Annotated in this window: 17 protein-coding genes; 8 read left to right on the forward strand and 9 right to left on the reverse strand. The window is 69.4% G+C overall.

Features of this window, described 5'->3' with window-relative positions:
- Positions 1-59 precede the first annotated feature (59 nt).
- The gene (locus GA0116996_RS04965) at positions 60-1163 is read right to left on the reverse strand and encodes a helix-turn-helix transcriptional regulator (protein WP_092307836.1); all 1104 of its coding nucleotides are present in this window, start codon (positions 1161-1163) and stop codon (positions 60-62) included.
- Between the two features lie 416 nt (positions 1164-1579).
- Between GA0116996_RS04965 and GA0116996_RS04970 the strand changes: the two genes are divergently transcribed.
- From GA0116996_RS04970 to GA0116996_RS05000, 7 genes are all read left to right on the forward strand, one after another.
- On the forward strand, positions 1580-2776 hold the full coding sequence (locus GA0116996_RS04970) for a phosphoglycerate kinase (protein ID WP_092307838.1): 1197 nt from the start codon (positions 1580-1582) through the stop codon (positions 2774-2776).
- A 91-nt stretch (positions 2777-2867) separates the two neighbouring features.
- Positions 2868-4304, forward strand: a complete 1437-nt coding sequence (gene pyk / locus GA0116996_RS04975; RefSeq protein ID WP_092307840.1) for a pyruvate kinase — start codon at positions 2868-2870, stop codon at positions 4302-4304.
- A gap of 50 nt (positions 4305-4354) precedes the next feature.
- Positions 4355-5419, forward strand: a complete 1065-nt coding sequence (gene fba, locus GA0116996_RS04980) for a class II fructose-bisphosphate aldolase (protein WP_018008879.1) — start codon at positions 4355-4357, stop codon at positions 5417-5419.
- Between the two features lie 103 nt (positions 5420-5522).
- A complete protein-coding gene (locus GA0116996_RS04985) occupies positions 5523-6431 on the forward strand; it encodes a phosphoribosylaminoimidazolesuccinocarboxamide synthase (RefSeq protein WP_092307842.1) in 909 nt (302 codons plus the stop codon).
- 80 nt (positions 6432-6511) lie between these two features.
- Positions 6512-7009, forward strand: coding sequence for a 5-(carboxyamino)imidazole ribonucleotide mutase (purE, locus tag GA0116996_RS04990; RefSeq protein ID WP_092307844.1), 498 nt, complete (start codon positions 6512-6514; stop codon positions 7007-7009).
- 34 nt (positions 7010-7043) lie between these two features.
- Entirely contained in the window at positions 7044-8288 is a 1245-nt protein-coding gene (locus GA0116996_RS04995) for a 5-(carboxyamino)imidazole ribonucleotide synthase (RefSeq protein WP_092307845.1), read from the forward strand.
- A 39-nt stretch (positions 8289-8327) separates the two neighbouring features.
- Positions 8328-9317 (forward strand): L-threonylcarbamoyladenylate synthase, encoded by a 990-nt coding sequence (locus tag GA0116996_RS05000; RefSeq protein WP_092307847.1) that lies wholly within the window; start codon positions 8328-8330, stop codon positions 9315-9317.
- A gap of 164 nt (positions 9318-9481) precedes the next feature.
- Here GA0116996_RS05000 and GA0116996_RS05005 read toward each other — a convergent pair whose 3' ends face one another.
- From GA0116996_RS05005 to GA0116996_RS05035, 7 genes are all read right to left on the reverse strand, one after another.
- A complete protein-coding gene (locus tag GA0116996_RS05005; RefSeq protein ID WP_092307849.1) occupies positions 9482-9808 on the reverse strand; it encodes an AzlD domain-containing protein in 327 nt (108 codons plus the stop codon).
- On the reverse strand, positions 9805-10641 hold the full coding sequence (locus tag GA0116996_RS05010; RefSeq protein ID WP_092307850.1) for an AzlC family ABC transporter permease: 837 nt from the start codon (positions 10639-10641) through the stop codon (positions 9805-9807). The genes GA0116996_RS05005 and GA0116996_RS05010 overlap by 4 nt, the downstream gene beginning before the upstream one ends.
- 189 nt (positions 10642-10830) lie before the next feature.
- On the reverse strand, positions 10831-12444 hold the full coding sequence (gene dacB / locus GA0116996_RS05015; RefSeq protein WP_092307853.1) for a D-alanyl-D-alanine carboxypeptidase/D-alanyl-D-alanine endopeptidase: 1614 nt from the start codon (positions 12442-12444) through the stop codon (positions 10831-10833).
- Positions 12445-12495: 51 nt separating this feature from the next.
- On the reverse strand, positions 12496-13083 hold the full coding sequence (locus GA0116996_RS05020) for a MarR family winged helix-turn-helix transcriptional regulator (protein WP_092307855.1): 588 nt from the start codon (positions 13081-13083) through the stop codon (positions 12496-12498).
- A complete protein-coding gene (locus tag GA0116996_RS05025; RefSeq protein WP_092307857.1) occupies positions 13080-14231 on the reverse strand; it encodes an ABC transporter substrate-binding protein in 1152 nt (383 codons plus the stop codon). Before GA0116996_RS05025 ends, GA0116996_RS05020 begins: the two co-directional genes overlap by 4 nt.
- A 65-nt stretch (positions 14232-14296) precedes the next feature.
- Positions 14297-15550: a flavin-dependent oxidoreductase gene (locus tag GA0116996_RS05030; RefSeq protein WP_092307859.1), complete on the reverse strand. Its 1254-nt coding sequence runs from the start codon at positions 15548-15550 to the stop codon at positions 14297-14299.
- 154 nt (positions 15551-15704) lie between these two features.
- Complete coding sequence (locus tag GA0116996_RS05035) at positions 15705-16169, reverse strand: PACE efflux transporter (RefSeq protein WP_092307861.1); 465 nt, start codon at positions 16167-16169, stop codon at positions 15705-15707.
- 108 nt (positions 16170-16277) lie between these two features.
- On the opposite strand from GA0116996_RS05035, the gene GA0116996_RS05040 reads away from it, so the two are divergent.
- On the forward strand, positions 16278-17180 hold the full coding sequence (locus GA0116996_RS05040) for a LysR family transcriptional regulator (protein WP_092307863.1): 903 nt from the start codon (positions 16278-16280) through the stop codon (positions 17178-17180).
- Here GA0116996_RS05040 and GA0116996_RS05045 read toward each other — a convergent pair.
- Positions 17177-18670, reverse strand: coding sequence for an efflux transporter outer membrane subunit (locus tag GA0116996_RS05045; protein ID WP_092307865.1), 1494 nt, complete (start codon positions 18668-18670; stop codon positions 17177-17179). The two genes, GA0116996_RS05040 and GA0116996_RS05045, sit on opposite strands and share 4 nt — an antisense overlap.
- Positions 18671-18681: the final 11 nt, after the last annotated feature.

Genomic DNA, 18681 nt, shown 5'->3' on the forward strand with positions numbered 1-18681 from the left:
CTCGCGTGGCAGCGCGCGTGCCGCCGGCGCGGCGCCGGCACGTCGCAAGGCTTGCGTGTTCAGCCCTGTTCCAGCGCCGCGCCCAGGCGCGAGAGCAGATGCGTGAGCTGGGCCTGGCTGTTGCAGCCGGTCTTGTGGAATACCGCCTTGAGCTGCGTGCGCGCGGTTTCGTGGCGGATGCCCAGCTGCGCGCTGGCTTCGGGCAGGCCCTGGCCGTGCGCCAGCTGGACGCTGAGCCGGGTCTCGGCCGGCGTCAGCCCGTAGAGGTCGCGCAGCACGGGACCGAGCAGCAGCGGCGCGCGGTCCTGCTCGTGCACGATCACCAGCGCGGCCGGTTCCTGCCACTGCGCGGCAAAGGCGTGCGACGGCGGCAGCGGCAGCACGATGACCTGCGCGCTGGTCTCGCCGCTGGTCGCGCGCGCCGCCTGCGCGGCCACGGCGTGGCGCGGGTCGCAGGCGGCCTGGACCATGTCGGCGAACGAGCGCGACAGGGTCCACTCCGAAACCTTGCCGGCCGGGTCCAGCCGCCGCGCCCAGCGTTCGCCGGCGCGGTTGCACAACAGCACGTGGCGCTGCGGCGACAACACCAGCAGGGCGAAATCGAGCCGCTCCACCAGTTGCGTCGACAGCCGCGCCAGCACGGTCAGCCCGAGCGTGCGGTCGCGCATCGCCATGGCGCTGCGCATATGCGGGATGATCCAGTCCAGGCCACTGGTGTCGGCGGCCGAGAACAGCGGCTGCCGGCGCGCGCGCTGCATCGAGAAATAGACTTCGTAATGGGGCTGCCGCTCCACCAGGCAGGCGACGTAGGAGCGCAGGCCATAGCGGTGGAAGAAGTCGCGGTAGAACGGATGGCGCGCCATGGTGCCTTCGCCGAGTTCGCGCGCGTCGATGTACCAGTCGCCCGGCTGCATGCGCGGCGCGAACTGCTTGGCCGGGTCGATGGCCTGGTAATCCGCTTCGTATTCGGAGAACAGTTCGACCACCGGGTTGACGATCTCGTTGACCGTGACCTGGTCGCGCACCGTGTCCCACACCATCATCGAGGCGTGCGCCGTGCCCGCCAGCCCGGTGAGGGCGCGCAGACTGTCCTGCCAGGCCCCCGGATCCAGAATGCCCTCGTACAAGCCGCGGATGGCTCCGTGCATGTCGGCTTCATTCATCTGACTTACCTCTTGCATTCGCGACAAAATAATGCGCGGCGCCGGTGGTGCGTCCGCTCGCACCCCGGCATGCTTTGTTGTTCTGGCTGCTGGTATTGGGCCGTATTGTTAGCCTCTTGTCGGCCGCCGCTTGTCTTGGCCGTTTGTAGACCGGCTCTGGCGTGATTGCGTGTCTGATGTAGCAGACGTTGCGTACATTACCGCACTTGGGGGTCTCGCGGAAAACGCGAGCGCCCCTTCTTTGGTGGGGAGTCAGGTCAGGCGGGGCGAACCTCCGCGCTGGCTGGCGGGCCGGTTTGTGCCTTGCGGTGCTCATCATGGCAGGCGCCGGTCGGGATTCGGCAAAGCCCCGATCGCGTTCAGGTAAAATGCCGGTTTCCCCGAGTCCGCAGCGAAATCTCGCGCCATCCACCGTCATGACCTCTGTCCTGCGTCTTTCCGATCTGATTTCCCAAGGCAAACTCTCCGGCAAGCGTGTGTTCATCCGTGCCGACCTGAACGTGCCGCAGGATGACGCCGGCAACATCACCGAAGACACCCGCATCCGCGCCTCCGTGCCGGCCATCGAGGCCTGCCTGGGCGCCGGCGCCGCGGTGATGGTCACGTCCCACCTGGGCCGCCCGACCGAGGGCGAGTTCAAGCCTGAAGACTCGCTGGCGCCGATCGCCGCGCGCCTGTCCGAACTGCTTGGCAAGCCGGTCAAGCTGGTCCAGAACTGGGTCGACGGCGTCGAAGTGGCGCCCGGCCAGGTGGTGCTGCTGGAAAACTGCCGCGTCAACAAGGGCGAGAAGAAGAACAGCGACGAACTGGCGCAGAAGATGGCCCGGCTGTGCGATGTCTACGTCAACGACGCCTTCGGCACCGCGCACCGCGCCGAAGCCACCACCCACGGCATCGCCAGGTACGCCCCCATCGCCTGCGCCGGCCCGCTGCTGGCCGCCGAGATCGACGCGCTGGGCAAGGCCCTGGGCCAGCCGGCGCGCCCGCTGGTGGCGATCGTGGCCGGCTCCAAGGTCTCGACCAAGCTGACCATCCTGAAGTCGCTGGCCGACAAGGTCGACAACCTCGTGGTCGGCGGCGGCATCGCCAACACCTTCATGCTGGCCGCCGGCCTGAAGATCGGCAAGTCGCTGGCCGAAGCCGACCTGGTCGGCGACGCCAAGGCCATCATCGACATCATGGCCCGGCGCGGCGCCTCGGTGCCGATTCCGGTCGACGTGGTCTGCGCCAAGGAATTCAGCGCGACCGCCACGGCCACCGTCAAGGACGTCAAGGACGTGGCCGACGACGACATGATCCTCGACATCGGACCGAAGACCGCCGCGATGCTGGCCGATCAGCTGAAGGCCGCCGGCACCATCGTCTGGAACGGCCCGGTGGGCGTGTTCGAGTTCGACCAGTTTGGCAACGGCACCAGGGTGCTGGCCGCGGCCATCGCCGAATCGAAGGCGTTCTCGATCGCCGGCGGCGGCGACACGCTGGCCGCCATCGCCAAGTACGGCATCGCTGACCGCGTGGGCTATATCTCCACCGGCGGCGGCGCGTTCCTGGAATTCCTGGAAGGCAAGACGCTGCCCGCCTTCGAAGTGCTGGAGCAGCGCGCCGCAGGCTGACGCATCCGCCCCGCGCCTGGCGGAGCCGTCGGCCCGCCGGTCGCGTCAACCGGCCGTCGGGCCATCGAGCGCTGAAACCAGGAAACCCCGCATGACCCGTTCCACCAAGATCGTCGCCACCATCGGCCCCGCCTCCAGCTCGCTGGAGATCCTGACGCGCATGATCGCGGCGGGGGTCGACGTGGTGCGGCTGAACTTTTCGCACGGCACCGCCCAGGACCATCTCGACCGCGCCCGGCTGGTGCGCGAGGCGGCGCAGGCATGCGGGCGCGAGGTCGCCATCATGGCCGACCTGCAGGGCCCCAAGATCCGCGTGGGCAAGTTCGAGCACGGCAAGGTCCAGCTCAAGGCGGGCGAGCCCTTTATCCTCGATTCCAGCTGCAAGCTCGGCAATGAAGAGCGCGCCGGCCTGGATTACCAGGACCTGCCGCGCGACGTCGGCCCGGGCGACCTGCTGCTGCTCAACGACGGCCTGATCGTGCTGGTGGTCGACCGCGTGCTGGGCAACGAGATCTTCACCACCGTGCGCGTGGGCGGCGAGCTGTCCAACAACAAGGGCATCAACCGCCAGGGCGGCGGGCTGTCGGCGCCGGCGCTGACGGCCAAGGACATGGAAGACATCAAGACCGCCATGGCCCTGGGCGCGGACTACCTCGCGGTCAGCTTCCCCAAGAACGCCACCGACATGGAAATGGCGCGCCAGCTGGCGGCCGTGGCCGGCCAGCCGCATGGCCACCGGGCCCGCATGATCGCCAAGATCGAGCGCGCCGAGGCCATCCATCCGGGCGTGCTGGAAGAAATCCTGCAGGCCTCCGACGGCATCATGGTGGCGCGCGGCGACCTTGCCGTGGAAGTCGGCAACGCCGCCGTGCCGGCGCTGCAGAAGCGCATGATCAGGCTGGCGCGCGAGGCCAACAAGCTCACCATCACCGCCACGCAGATGATGGAAAGCATGATCGTCAACCCGGTGCCGACCCGCGCCGAGGTCTCGGACGTGGCCAACGCCGTGCTCGACGGCACCGACGCCGTGATGCTGTCGGCCGAGACCGCCGCGGGCCGCTATCCGGTGGAAACCGTCGAGGCCATGGCCGCGGTCTGCATCGAGGCCGAGAAGTCCGAGGTGGTGCAGCTCGACACCGATTTCCTGAACCAGACCTTCTCGCGCATCGACCAGTCGGTGGCGATGGGGGCGTTGTTCACCGCCTATCATTTGCAGGTGAAGGCGATCGCGGCGCTGACCGATTCCGGCGCGACCGCGCTGTGGATGAGCCGGCACCGCATCCATGTGCCGATCTACGCGATGACGCCCAACCTGGCGTCGCAGCGCAAGATGCAGCTCTACCGCAACGTGGTGCCGCTGCCGCTGCAGTCCAGCACCGACCGCGATACCGCGCTGGAGCAGGCCGAGGAACTGCTGCTGGCGCAGGGCGTGGTGCAGCGGGGCGATTTCATCGTGCTGACCATCGGCGAGCCGATGGGGCAGCCGGGCGGTACCAACACCCTGAAGATCGTCAGGGTGGGGCATTGAGCGCCGACAGAACAATACCGAGACATCCCATTTTCATTTAGGAGTTAGACATGCCACTCGTTTCGATGCGCCAGCTGCTGGACCACGCAGCCGAAAACAGCTACGGCCTGCCGGCCTTCAACGTGAACAACCTCGAGCAAGTGCAGGCCATCATGCAGGCGGCCGACGAGGTCAACGCTCCGGTGATCATGCAAGCCTCGGCCGGCGCCCGCAAATACGCCGGCGAGCACTTCCTGCGCCACCTGATCGAAGCCGCGGTCGAAGCCTATCCGCACATCCCGGTGGTGATGCACCAGGACCACGGCCAGTCGCCGGCGATCTGCCAGGCCGCGATCGACCTGGGTTTCTCGTCGGTGATGATGGACGGCTCGCTGCGCGAAGACGGCAAGACCCCGGCCGACTACGAATACAACGTCGACGTGACCCGCAAGGTGGTGCAGCTGTCGCACGCCATCGGCGTGACCGTCGAGGGCGAACTGGGCTGCCTGGGCTCTCTCGAGACCGGTGAAGCCGGCGAGGAAGACGGCATCGGCGCCGAAGGCAAGCTGGACCACTCCATGCTGCTGACCGACCCCGAGCAGGCCGCCGACTTCGTCAAGGCCACCCAGCTCGACGCGCTGGCCATCGCCATCGGCACCTCGCACGGCGCCTACAAGTTCACCCGCAAGCCCACCGGCGATATCCTGGCGATCAACCGCATCAAGGAAATCCACGCCCGCATCCCCAACACCCACCTGGTGATGCACGGCTCGTCGTCGGTGCCGCAGGAACTGCTGGAAGAGATCCGCAAGTTCGGCGGCGACATGAAGGAAACCTACGGCGTGCCGGTCGAGGAAATCCAGGAAGCGATCAAGTACGGCGTGCGCAAGATCAACATCGACACCGACATCCGCCTGGCCATGACCGGCGCGATCCGCCGCTTCTTCGTCGAGAACCCGAGCAAGTTCGACCCGCGCGAATACCTGAAGCCGGCCCGCGAAGCCGCCAAGCAGGTGTGCAAGGCGCGCTACCTCGCGTTCGGCTGCGAAGGCCAGGCCGGCAAGATCAAGCCGGTGGCGCTGAGCGAGATCGCGCAGCAGTACAAGTCGGGCAAGCTGGCGCAGGTCGTGCAGTAATGTCCCGTGTCCGCCTTCCGCGCAAGGGGAAGGCGGCTTGCAGTTCCGGCCGCCGCGGCACGCTTCCAGCGCCCGGCGGCTTCGCCGTTTTATCGGAACCATCATGTCCAACGCTCTCTACCAGTCCTCCATCAACTCGCTGCCGCTGCTGGGCCACGGCAAGGTGCGCGACAACTACGCCGTCGGCAACGACAAGCTGCTGATCGTCACCACCGACCGCCTGTCGGCGTTTGACGTCATCATGGGCGAGCCGATCCCCGACAAGGGCCGCGTGCTGAACCAGATGGCGAACTTCTGGTTCCGCAAGCTCGCCCACATCGTGCCGAACCACGAGACCGGCATCGCGCCCGAGACCGTGGTGGCCGCGGATGAAGTGGAGCAGGTCAAGGGGCGCGCGGTGGTGGTCAAGCGCCTGAAGCCGATCCTGGTCGAGGCCGTGGTGCGCGGCTACCTTGCCGGCAGCGGCTGGAAGGACTACCAGGCCACCGGCAAGGTGTGCGGCATCGAGTTGCCGCCGGGCCTGCAGAACGCGCAGAAGCTGCCCGAGCCGATCTTCACGCCCGCGGCCAAGGCCGAGATGGGCGAGCACGACGAGAACATCTCGTTCACCGAGGTCGAGGCCCGCATCGGCATCGCGCTGGCACGCCAGATGCGCGAGATCTCGATCCGCCTGTACAAGGAAGCGGCCGAGTTCGCGGCCACGCGCGGCATCATCATCGCCGACACCAAGTTCGAGTTCGGCCTGGACGACAACGGCGTGCTGACGCTGATGGACGAAGTGCTGACCGCCGACTCCTCGCGCTTCTGGCCGGCCGATTCGTACCAGGTGGGCACCAACCCGCCGTCGTTCGACAAGCAGTTCGTGCGCGACTGGCTGGAAGCCGTGCGCATCGACGGCAAGCCGTGGCCCAAGACCGCGCCGGCGCCGCAGCTGCCGGACGACGTGATCGAGAAGACCGCGGCGAAGTACCGCGAGGCGCTGACGCGCCTGACGGGTGAAGAACTGAAGTAAGTTTTCCTCCGGCTTCCCGCAAGCCGGCGCTGCTCCCCTCTCCTCATGAGGAGAGGGGAGCAAACAAGCAAGGATCAAACGTGAGCAAGCAAGACAAGCCATTGGTCGGCGTCGTCATGGGCAGCAGTTCCGACTGGGACGTGATGCAGCACGCCGTGGCCATGCTGAAGGATTTCGGCGTGCCGTTCGAAGCCCAGGTGGTGTCCGCGCACCGCATGGCCGACGACATGTTCCAGTATGCCGAGAGCGCGCGCGGCCGCGGCCTGCGCGCCATCATCGCCGGGGCCGGCGGTGCCGCGCACCTGCCCGGCATGATCGCCGCCAAGACCATCGTGCCGGTGTTCGGCGTGCCGGTGCCGTCGAAGTACCTGCGCGGCGAGGACTCGCTGCTGTCGATCGTGCAGATGCCCAAGGGCGTGCCGGTGGCCACCTTCGCCATCGGCGAGGCGGGCGCGGCCAACGCCGCGCTGCACGCGATCGCCACCCTGGCCACGACCGACGAGGCGCTGGCCGGCGCGCTGGAAGCGTTCCGCGCGAAGCAGACCGAAGCCGCGCGCGCGATGACGCTGCCGCTGTAACCTGCCACTCTCCGGACCCACACGGAACCGAGCAATGCCTACCGATATCCATCCCCACCTCTCCGAAGCCCACACGCCGGAATCGCGCGCCGAGTTCGGCGTCGACCGTCCCGACGCGCCCATCCTGCCCGGCGCGTGGCTGGGCATGCTGGGCGGCGGCCAGCTCGGCCGCATGTTCACGCATGCGGCGCAGGCGATGGGCTATCGCGTGTGCGTGCTCGACCCGGACCAGGACAGCCCGGCGGGCGTGGTCGCCGACAAGCATATCTGCGCGCAGTACACCGACGAGGCCGCGCTGGCCGAGATGGGCAAGCTGTGCCAGGCGGTCAGCACCGAGTTCGAGAACGTGCCGTCGCTGTCGCTGGACCGGCTCGAGCAGCTGGGCGCGTTCGTCGCGCCGCGCGGCTACTGCGTGTCGATCGCGCAGAACCGCATCGGCGAGAAGAAGTTCTTTGCCGCCTGCGCCGAGCGCACCGGCGTGCCGACAGCACCGCACTGGGTGATCCAGCACGACGCCGACGTCGACCAGCTGCCCGACCACGTGCTGCCGGGCATCCTCAAGACCGCGCGCATGGGCTACGACGGCAAGGGGCAGGCGCGCGTGAAGACGCGCGACGACGTGCGCGCCGCGTGGAAGGCGATGCAGCACGTGCCGTGCGTGCTGGAGCAGATGCTGCCGCTGGCGTACGAGGTGTCGGTGCTGGCCGCGCGCGGCGCGGACGGCGCCACCGCGACCTGGCCGCTGGCCGAGAACGTGCACCGCGACGGCATCCTGTTCTCGACCGAGATGCCGTCGACCAGCGTCTCGCCCGAGATCGCCGAGCGCGCCCGCGCCGCCGCCGCCGCCATTGCCACCGAAATGGGCTATGTCGGCGTGCTTTGCATCGAGTTCTTCGTGCTGACCGATGGTTCGCTGGTCGCCAACGAAATGGCGCCGCGCCCGCACAATTCCGGCCACATCACCATGGACGCGTGCGAGACCAGCCAGTTCGAACAGCAGGTGCGCGCCATGGCGCGGCTACCGCTGGGCAGTACGCGCCAGCATTCCGCCGGCAAGATGCTGAACCTGCTGGGCGACGTGTGGTTCGAGTTCGGGCTGGAGCGCACCCCTGCCTGGGACGAAGTGGTGGCGCAACCCGGCGCCAAGCTGCACCTGTATGGCAAGAGCGATGCGCGCCCGTCGCGCAAGATGGGGCACGTCAATTGCATCGGCGAGCATGCCGAAGCCGCCGACGCCGCGTTCCAGGCGGCCGCGCAGGCGCTGCACATCCCGCTCTGAATTTCCGTCGACCGCCACGCCACCCTTTGAAGGAACACGATGTCGCCGCGCACGCCCACGGCCGCCGAACTGGATGAAGCCGTCCGCCTGCTCGAGGCCGGGCAACTGGTCGCCTTCCCGACCGAGACCGTCTACGGCCTTGGCGCCGATGCAGAAAACCCCGCGGCGGTCGGCCGCATCTTCGCGCTCAAGGGCAGGCCGTCGAACCATCCGGTGATCGTGCACGTGGTCGACGGCGCCGACATCGGCTACTGGACCGACGACGTCCCCGCGGCCGCGCAGCAACTGATCGATGCCTTCTGGCCCGGCCCGCTGACGCTGATCCTGAAGCGCGCCGCGCATATCGACGCCGCCGTCGCCGGCGGGCAGGACAGCATCGGCCTGCGCTGCCCGTCGCATCCGGTGGCGCAGGCGCTGCTGTCGCGCTTCAAGCGCGGCCGCGGCGGCATTGCCGCACCTTCCGCCAACAAGTTCGGCCAGGTCAGCCCGACCACCGCGCAGCATGTGCGCGATGAATTCGGCGATGCGGTCTATGTGCTGGAGGGCGATGGCGTCGAGGTCGGCATCGAATCGACCATCGTCGACCTGTCGCGGCTGGACCAGGGCATCGGCCCGGTGCTGCTGCGCCCCGGTGCCGTCACGGTGGGGATGCTCGCGCAGGTGCTGGGCGAAGCCCCGCTGCCGCCGGACGCCGCGGCACCGCGCGCGTCGGGCACCCTGAAGGCCCATTACGCCCCCCACACGCCGCTGCTGCTGGCCGATGCACAGGCCGCTGCCGCGCGCCTGGAAGCGCTGCCGGTGGATGCCCGCGTGGCCTGGGTCGGGCGCGCGCCGCTGGCGGACCAGCGCTGCACCTGGGTGCAGGCTCCCGCCGACGCCAGCACCTACGCGCGCGAGCTGTACCGGCTGCTGCGCACGCTCGACAAGAAGGGCTATACGCAGCTGGTGTTCGAGATGCTGCCCGAGGGACAGGACTGGGCCGGTGTGCGCGACCGGCTGGAGCGGGCGGCGGCAGCGTTCGCCGGGTAGGGCGGGCGGCGGCTTGCCGCTCGCCTCACTTCGTCGATACGCCGGCACTCCCCAGTGGTCAGCCAGTTCGGTTGCTCTCGCTTACCGCCTGTGTGCTCCCTCTCCCGCGTGCGGGAGAGGGCCGGGGTGAGGGCAGGCGTATGCCAGGCACGCTGCCGTCGACATTACCCCCCCAGCAACCGCAACGCCGTATACACCGCCATCCCCACCACGATCATCCCCACCATCTTGCGCGTCAGCAGGTAGAACACCGTCGCCGCCACGCCCGCCATCAGCTTGTAGTTCGAAAACGCCACGGTGAAATGCCCCTGCCAGGTCATCAGGTCCGGCAGGATGATGGCGGCCAGCGCTGCGGCCGGCGCATAGCGCAGCGCGCGCTGGATGCGGTCCGGCACGGTGATGTGCTCGCCGGCCATCAGGAACAGCGCGCGGGTGATCACGGTGACGACCGCCATGCCGACGAGCGCGATCCAGACTTCGGTATGGCTCATGCGCGGTCTCCGGGTACGTCCGCGGGCTCGGGTGCCGGCTTGGGTGCGGGCTTGGCGTGCGGTGCCTCCCTGCGCCGCTGGATGCCGCGCAGCGCGGCACGCGCGGCCAGTTCGTCGCTGGCCATGCCGGCGGCGATCGCGCCCACCACGGCCACCACCAGTCCGAGCCGGTATGGCAGGTCGAAGCACAGCAGCGCCAGCACCGCCGAAATCACCACCGCCATCAGCGTCGAGCGCGAATTGATGGTGGCGATCATCACCGGGATCAGCGCCATGGTGCCGGCCAGCCCCAGCCCCCAGCTGTCGGGGAACAGGCTGGCCAGCACGATGCCGATGATCGACGACACCTGCCACATGCAGAAATTGGTCAGCGCCATGCCCCAGAAGTAGCCTTCCTTGCCGGGCTCATAGCCGGGCGTGCTGTACTTCTGCAGGAAGTAGACGAAATGCAGGTCGCCGTTGAAGAACCCCAGCACCGTGCGCCGCGCCAGCGTCAGGTAGCTGAAATGCGGCTGCATGCCGGCGCTGAAGATGACGAAGCGCAGGTTGACCATGGCCGCGGTCAGCCAGATGGTCCACAGCGGCAGCCCCGCGGCGAACAGCGGCAGCACCGCCAGCTGCGCCGAGCCGGCGTAGACCAGCAGCGACATGCCGATGGCCTCGGGCACGGTCAGCACGGATTTGCTCATGGCCACGCCCGTCACCAGGCCCCACGAAAATACCGCGGGCAGGGACGGGGCAAAGCGGCGCGCGCCGTCGATAAAACCGGCGCGTTCGGCCGGTGCGAAGCGATGCCAGAGGCGCAACCACACCGGGGGTTGTCGGGAAGTCATGTCAGAGGAAGGCGGGGGCGATGCGGCCCGGGGCCGAAGGCCGGCCCGGAAGGCTGCCGCCGCAGGACGCGGCCGGCACCCTGGCATTATAGGGTGGGATGGCGGGCTGGTAAGCGAGCGCTTAACAAAATGCCGCCGCGGCGTTGGCGGCAGGCCACGGCGCCGCGCCGCGGCCCGGCCGCAGCGGCGTCAGTGCGCCCCGCGGTACACCCACTGCAGCAGCGCGTCGTGCGCCTCCTGCGCCTGCGCGGCGTTGGCATGGTTGATCATGCTCACCACCACGTAGCGGCCGCCTTCGGCGGCGTCGACGTAGCCGGCCAGCGCGCGCACATCGGCCAGCGTGCCGGTCTTCAGGTAGCCGCTGCCGGCTGCGCTGGCGCGGGTCAGGCGGTTGCGCAGCGTGCCGTCGACGCCCAGCACCGGCAGCGAGTCGATCAGCACCGGCCCGACCTGGCTGGCCGCGGCCTGCTGCAGCAGCCGCGCCATGTCATAGGCGCTGATGCGTTCCGCGCGCGACAGGCCCGAGCCGTTGTCGAGCACCAGGCCCGGCATGTCCAGCCCCTGACGCGCCAGCCAGCGCTGCACCACGCGGATCGAGCGGCCGGTGCTGGCGGGCCCGCCGCGGTCCATCTCGGCGCCGAGGGTCAGGAACAGCTGCCGCGCCATCACGTTGTTCGAGAACTTGTTGATGTCGCGCACGATATCGGCCAGCGGCAGGCCGTAGTGGCGCGCCAGCAGCACCGCGCCGCGCGGCACCTTGCCGCTGCGCAGCGCGGGCAGCCTGGCAAAGCGCCCGCCGGCGCGCTGCCACTCGGCGACAAAGCCGCCCCAGGTGAACTCCGCGTGCGACAGCGTGGCGATATTGAGCACGTGCTCGCCACAGTCGCTGGAATAGTCGCCCGAGAACGAGGCCAGCACGGTGCCGTCGGCTTGCGGCAGCACGGTCGGGCTGGCGCTGCTCTGCCAGTCGCCGCAGCGGCCGTTGGTCAGGGTGAGGCGGTTGTCCAGCTTGAGCTGCGCCAGCTCCGGCGTGACGCTGACCGCCACGGTCTGCGAGGCCGGGTCCGGCGTCAGCGTGAACGACAGCGTCTTGAACGCGTACAGCAGCGCATCGGGCCCGACGTTGTAGGCGCGCTGCACCTCGCCGTCGATGGTGCCGTTGCTGTCCAGGCCATCGGCGAAGTAGCTGCGGTCGAGCACCAGGTCGCCGTTGATGGTGCTGGCGCCGGCGGCGCGCGCCCGCGCCACCAGCTTGGCCATTTCCTCGGGCACCAGCTTGGGATCGCCGTGGCCGCGCAGGTAGACGTTGCCGTTGACGGTGCCGTCGAAGCCTGGCTGCGCGTCGGCGTAGAGCGAGGTCTGCCAGCGGTAGTCCGGCCCGAGCAGCTGCAGGCCGGCGAAGGTGGTGACCAGCTTCATGGTCGAGGCCGGGTTCATCGGCTGCTGCGCGTTCCAGCTGGCGCGCGCGGTGGTGTCGCCCAGCCGCACCACGTAGAAGCTGGCGGCCGCGGCCGGCACGCCGGCGCGGCGCAGGGCCGCAGCTACCGGGGCGGGCACGCCGGCGCCGACCAGCGCCGGATCGGCGGCGGCCTTGGTGGCGGCTTTCGGCGCTTTGGCGGGCTTGGTGGCTTTGGTCGCCTTGGTCGCCTTGGCAGGCGGCTTGGCGTAGGCCGGTGTCAGTGCCGGGCCGCCGGCCAGCAGCACGGCGGCAAGGAGAGGCGAGAGCAGTGGCGACAGGCGGCGCAGCAGCGCGCCGGGTCGCGCTGCGGTGGGCGCGGCGAGGGTTCTTGGCATGGCGGCCATGTTAACGCATGGCCGTCCACAAGCGGATGACAGTTACGGCGGCGCGGCGGTTCAGCCGGCGCGCGGCGGCGCCAGCCGTGCCAGCAGGGCTTTCAGCGTGGCCTGCTCGGTTTCGCTGAGCGCCGAGCTGACGTGGGCATCGTGCGCCAGCACCGCCTGCGTGGCGGCTTCAAGCGTGCGGCGTCCGGCCGGGGTCAGCACCAGGCTGTAGGCGCGCCGGTCGGCCGCGGCGGGGCGCCGCGCCACCAGCTTCATGGCTTCAAGCGCATCCACCAGCAGCACCGCGCCGGAGCGCGCGATGCCCAGGATCTGCGCCAGCTCGGTCAGCTTCAGGTGCGGGTTGCGCGAGATGATCACCAGCGCCGAGAAGCGCGGCGGGGTGATCTGCCACTGCGCCAGCGACTGCACGAAGTCTTCGTAGATGCGGATCTGCGCGCGGCGGATGGCGTAGCCGACCAGGTTGTCGAGCACGCCGTAGTCGATGTTCGGCACATGCGGGTCGAAGCCGCCACCGGCACCGTCGCCGGCGGCCGGGTCGGGCGCCAGCGCATCGCGCGTCCTGCGCCGCGCGGGGGCTGCGGCGGTGCGGGCCCGCCGCGCGGGGGTGGCGGGCGATGTGGCGGATGCGTCGGGAATCATTTGAGCAGTTTCCAGTTGCCGTTCTCTATTGTCACCATAACCCGACCACGCTGGTCAAAGCCATAGTGGTCTTGCGCACTGAAGTTCAGCACCCCGTGCGAGACCACGATGTCGCGCTCGGTTTCCAGCGCGTGGCGCAGCGCCTGGCGGAAGGCCGGCGTGCCGGGGCGGGCCTGCTTCAGCGCCACCGGCACGATGCGCTCCAGCACCAGCCCGGCATCGTAGGCGTGGGCGCCGAACTGCGTGCGGGTCTCGGCCCCGTACTGCTTTTCATAGCGGGTGACGTAGTCCAGCCCGGGCTTGCGCACCGGATCGCCGGCGGGCAGTTGCTCCGGCACGATCACCGGGCCGGCGGGCAGGATCGCGCCGTTGACCAGGCGCCCGCCGATGCGGATCAGGTCTTTGGTGGCCGCGCCATGGGTCTGGTAGAGGGTGCCGCCGTAGCCGCGCTCGCGCAGCGTGGTGTGCGGCAGCGCCGCGCCGGTGCCGGCGCCGGCGATCAGGATCGCATCGGGTTTGGCGGCGATCAGCTTGAGCGCCTGCGCGGTCACGCTGGTGTCGGCGCGGCCGTAGCGCTCGGTGGCGATCAGGCGGATGCCGTTGGCGGTGGCGGCGGCGGTGAAATCCTTCAGCCAGGTCTCGCCGTAGGCATCGGCAAAGCCGATGAAGCCGATGGTCTTGACGCCCTGGGTCTTGGCGGTGGCGGCCACGGCATTGGCCATCAGCCGCACCGGCTGCGCCAGCCGGAAGGTCCAGGCGCCGCGCCCGGGCTTCAGCTCGATCGGCGAGAACGCCAGCTGCACGGTCTGGGCTTCGTCGGCGACCTCGGCAATCGCGATCGACGGCGCCACCGCGGATGAGCCCAGGATGATGTCGACCTTGTCCTCGGCGACGAAGCGGCGCGCGACCTTGGCACCCTGGGTGGGATCGGAAGCGTCGTCCAGCACGATGTAGCGCACCGGCTCACCGCCGATCTTCTGCGGCAGGTAGGCCAGCGAGTTTTTCTGCGGGATGCCCAGCGAAGCGGACGGGCCGGTGGTCGACAGGCTGACGCCGACGGTGATGTCGGCGCGGGCGGTGGCGGCGGCGAAGGTTACGGCGATGCCGAGTGCGAGGCGGGTGAGCCTGGCCGGGGGGTGAAACGCCATGGGAGTTCTCCTCGATGCTGAATGATCTTATGTGTTTTCAATCCCCGTCGGTGTAATCCCTCGGGTTACGCCTTGCCCTGCATCGACTGCCGGTCGAAACCCGCCAGCTGCTTGTACCGCAGCGAGATCGCTTCCAGCTCCGCGCGCGGGATCACCTGGTCGATATCGCTGAAGCCCTGTGGCGCGCGCTCCTCGGCCAGCTGCATCACCTGCTCGGGCCCGTTCATGCGGTTGCGCAGCACGATGCCGGCGGTGCGCGGCAGGCGCTCGGCCTCGTATTCGCGCAGCGCGTAGCCGGTGTCGCGGGTGCCGAGCAGGCTGTCGACCAGGTAGCGCGCGTCGAGGATGGCCTGGGCGCTGCCGTTGGAGCCGATCGGGTACATCGGGTGCGCGGCGTCGCCCAGCAGCGTGACGCGGTCGAAGGTCCAGCGCGGCAGCGGATCCTTGTCGACCATCGGGAATTCGTAGATGGCTTCGGCGCCGTCGATCAGCGCGGGGAGGTCGATCCAGTCCCACTGCCAGCCGGCAAACCGCGCGCGAAACACGGATTTATCGACCTGCTTGTTCCAGTCGCTGCGCGGCGGGGTGTCGGGCACGCTGTCGGGCACGCGCAGCTCGGCGATCCAGTTGACCAGCGAGCGGCCCTGGCGGCGCAGCGGTTCGGAGATGGGGTAGGCGACGAACTTCTGGTCCTGGTGCCCGGCCATGAACATCGAGCGGCCATCCAGGTAGGGCGGCGCCTCGGTCACCGCGCGCCACAGCAGCCGGCGCGAGAAGCGCGGCAGGTCGCCGGCGGGATAGAAATGGCGGCGCACCGCCGAATGGATGCCGTCGGCGCCGACCAGCACGTCGGCGCTGGACTCGACTTCGGCGTTGTCGCCGCGGCGGCGCAGCACGAAGCGCGCCTGTCCCTGCGCGCCGGTATCCAGCACGGACTCGAAGCTGTGGCCGGTATGGACCGCAGCGGGGCCCAGGCGCTCGACCACGGTGCGGTGCAGCAGCATCTGGAATTCGCCGCGATGGATCGAGAACTGCGGCCAGTCATAGCCGGCGGCCAGCCCGCGCGGCTCATGCCAGATGCGCTGGCCCAGCTTGTTGTAGTACGACAGCGATGAGGTCTCGACCGCGATCGCGGCGAGCGCATCGCGCAGGCCCAGCTCGGACAGCACGCGCACCGCGTGCGGCAGCAGGTTGATGCCGACACCCAGCGGACGCAGCGTTTCGCTGGCCTCCCAGACCTCGGCCTCGATGCCGTGGCGGTGGCACAGCAGCGCCAGCGTCAGGCCGCCGATGCCGCCCCCGGCGATTGCGATCTTCATTGGTGTCTCCCCGCGTACAGGTCGTGCCGGGGGCCGCGCGCAGGGCGCCGCCGCCGGCGGATCGAATTTGTTATGGAGTATAACGATTCGACCGGTGGCGGCAAGACGGGAAAGACCCCGGCCACTGGCACCCGGGGTCGGGAAAAACCCGCGCTCAGCCCAGCGCGGCGCTTTCCGGCTTGGCTTGGGAGGTGGCCGGGGCCTTGAGCGACGGCACCGGGAACACGATGTCGTAGAGCCAGTTGTACACCAGCGCGTAGACCATGTAGAAGCCTGCCACGGCGATGTCCATGATGAGCGCGTCGACCAGGCTGATATCGAGGTACCACGCCAGCGACGGCAGGAACACCACCAACAGGCCCAGTTCAAACAGCAGCGCGTGCAGCACCCGCACCGGCACCGACTTGCGCAGCTGGCCGGTGAAACGCAGCATGCCCTTGTCGAACAGCACGTTGTACAGGTAGTTCCAGCCGGTGGCGATCAGCGAGGCGACCGCGCCGATCAGCCCCATCTGGTGCAGTTCATAGCCGAAGGCCCAGCTCGCCAGCGGGGCGAAGATCAGCAGGCCGACCACCTCGAAGCCAACGGCATGGCGGATCCGGTCCCAGGTATTGCGCATGGTTTCTCCTTGCGGGCAAGCACGATGGGGCCTAGTCTATCTGCTGGGCAGGGATTGCCAAGTTGGATACTATCGGTTTAACAGATAGATGATGGGGCGGAGGTACCAATGAGTCTCTCGCTGGAGCAATTGCAGGCCTTTGTCGCGGCGGCCGACACGGGCTCGTTCTCGGCCGCCGCGCGCCGGCTCGGCAAGGCCCAGTCGGTGGTCAGCGCGGCCGTGTCCAACCTCGAGATCGATGCCGGCAACGCGCTGTTCGACCGCAGCGGCCGCTACCCGGTGCTGACCCCGGCCGGCGAGCGCCTGCTGGCCGAGGCGCGCGTGATCCTGGAGCGCTGCGAGCATTTCCGCGGCGTGGCCAAGAGCCTGGGCGAGGGCGTCGAGACGCGGCTGGTGCTGGCGGTCGACGAGCTCTATCCGGAAGAGACGCTGGGCGCGCTGCTGGTGGAGTTTTCCGGGCGCTTCCCGGCGGTCGAGCTGGAACTGCTGTTCCCGCTGATGGAGGACGTCAGCCGGCTGGTGCTGGCGGGGGGTGCCGACCTCGGCATCATGTGGCGCCAGGAGGTGCTGCCGCCAGAGCTGGGCTTCCATGCGCTCGGCTGGATGCCGATGCAGATCCTGTGCGCGCCCGACCATCCGCTGGCGTCGCAGCGGGTCGACTGGGAAGAGCTCAAGCGCTACCGCCAGCTGATGGTCGCGACCCGCACCGACAGCGAGGAAAAGATGCGCCTGCGCGTCGCCGCCGACGTGTGGTGGGTGGAAAGCCAGTGGGTGATCGTCGAGCTGGTCAAGCGCGGCCTGGGCTGGGCCTTCGTGCCGTGGCACGTGGTCGCCAATTCGCCTGCCGCGGCGCAGCTGGTGTCGCCGCCGCTGGCGTTCCAGCAGCAGGACTGGCCGGTGGCGATGGAGCTGGTCTGGCACAAGCAGCGGCCGCTGGGCAAGGCCGCCACCTGGCTGCGCGAGCGCATCTGCGCGCAGTCGCTACCAAGCGCGCCGCAGCGCGGCGCCTAGCGCCGCCCGACGGTGGCGGGCGTGGCGGCTGGCCCGCCGGCGCTGCCGCTGCCACTATCGGCCGCCGGCTGCGCGTGCCAGCCGCCGCCCAGCGCCTTGATCAGCACCACCGCCGCGGTGTACTGGCGGCCGGTGATCGACAGCGCGGTGCGCTCGGCGGTGTAGGCGCTGGTCTGCGCCGTCAGCACGTCGAGCAGGCCGGCGGTGCCGGCGCGGTAGCGGTTGTTCACCAGCGCCAGCGCCTCGCGCGCCGAGCGCAGCGCGTCGTTCTGCACCACCGCCTCCTGTTCCAGCAGCCGCTGCGCGGCGAGGTTGTCCTCGACTTCCTGGAACGCGCCCAGCACGGTCTGGCGGTAGTTGGCCACGGTCTGGTCGTAGGCGGCCACCGCCTGCGCCTTGGCGGCGCGGCGCGCGCCGCCGTCGAACAGCGTGCCGGCCAGGCCGCCGCCGATCGACCAGATCCGGTCCGGCAGCGACATCCAGCGCGCCAGCGTGCTGGCGGTCAGCCCACCGCTGGCTGACAGCGACAGGGTCGGATAGTAGGCCGCCTGCGCCACGCCGATCTGCGCATTGGCCGACGCCATGCGTCGCTCGGCCGCGCCGATGTCGGGGCGGCGCTCCAGCAGTTGCGACGGCACCGCCGCCGGCACGCGTGGCGGCGCGGCACGGAACTCGCCGGCGGCCAGCGACAGCGCCGCCGGAGGCTTGCCCACCAGCACGGCGATGGCATGTTCCAGCTGCGCGCGCGTGATCTGGATGTCGATCTGTTGCGCCTGCGCGCTCTTGAGCTGGGTTTCGGACTGCAGCACGTCGGAGCGTTGCGCGGTGCCCGCCGCGTACTGGTTCTGCACCAGTTGCAGCGACTTCTGGTAGTCGGCCACGGTGCGGTCCAGCAGCGCCTTCTGTGCATCGGCCACGCGCAGCAGGAAGTAGCTCTGCGCCAGGGTGGCCTGCGTCGACAGCAGGGTCGAGGCCAGGTCGGCCTCGCTCGCCTGCGCGCTGGCCTCGCTGCTTTCGACCTGGCGCCGCACCCGGCCCCACACGTCGAGCTCCCAGGTCGCGCCCAGCGTGGCGTTCTGCCCGTTGAGCGTGTTGCCGCTGGCATTGCGCGCGCGCGAGGCGCCGGCCTGCGCATCGACCAGCGGGAAGAAGCCGGCGCGTGCGGCCTGCAGCGATGCCACTGCCTGGCGGTACTGGGCCTCGGCGGCCTTGATGTTCTGGTTCGAGATCTGCACTTCGGCCATCAGCGCGTCGAGCTGCGCATCGCCAAACACCGTCCACCAGTCGGGGCGCGCCAGCGCATCCTGCGGCTCGGCGGGCTTCCAGTCGCCGGTCCAGGCGGGCGTGGCGGCGTCTGCTTCCTTGAAGGATTCGGACACCGGTGCATCGGGGCGCTGGTAGTCGGGACCCACGGCGCAGCCGGCCAGCAGCAGCGCGCACGCCAGGGGTACCGGCAGGGCATGGGTCAGCAAGCGGGAAATGGCAATCATGGCGAACTCTG

This window comes from Cupriavidus alkaliphilus (assembly GCF_900094595.1).
Classification (GTDB): domain Bacteria; phylum Pseudomonadota; class Gammaproteobacteria; order Burkholderiales; family Burkholderiaceae; genus Cupriavidus; species Cupriavidus alkaliphilus.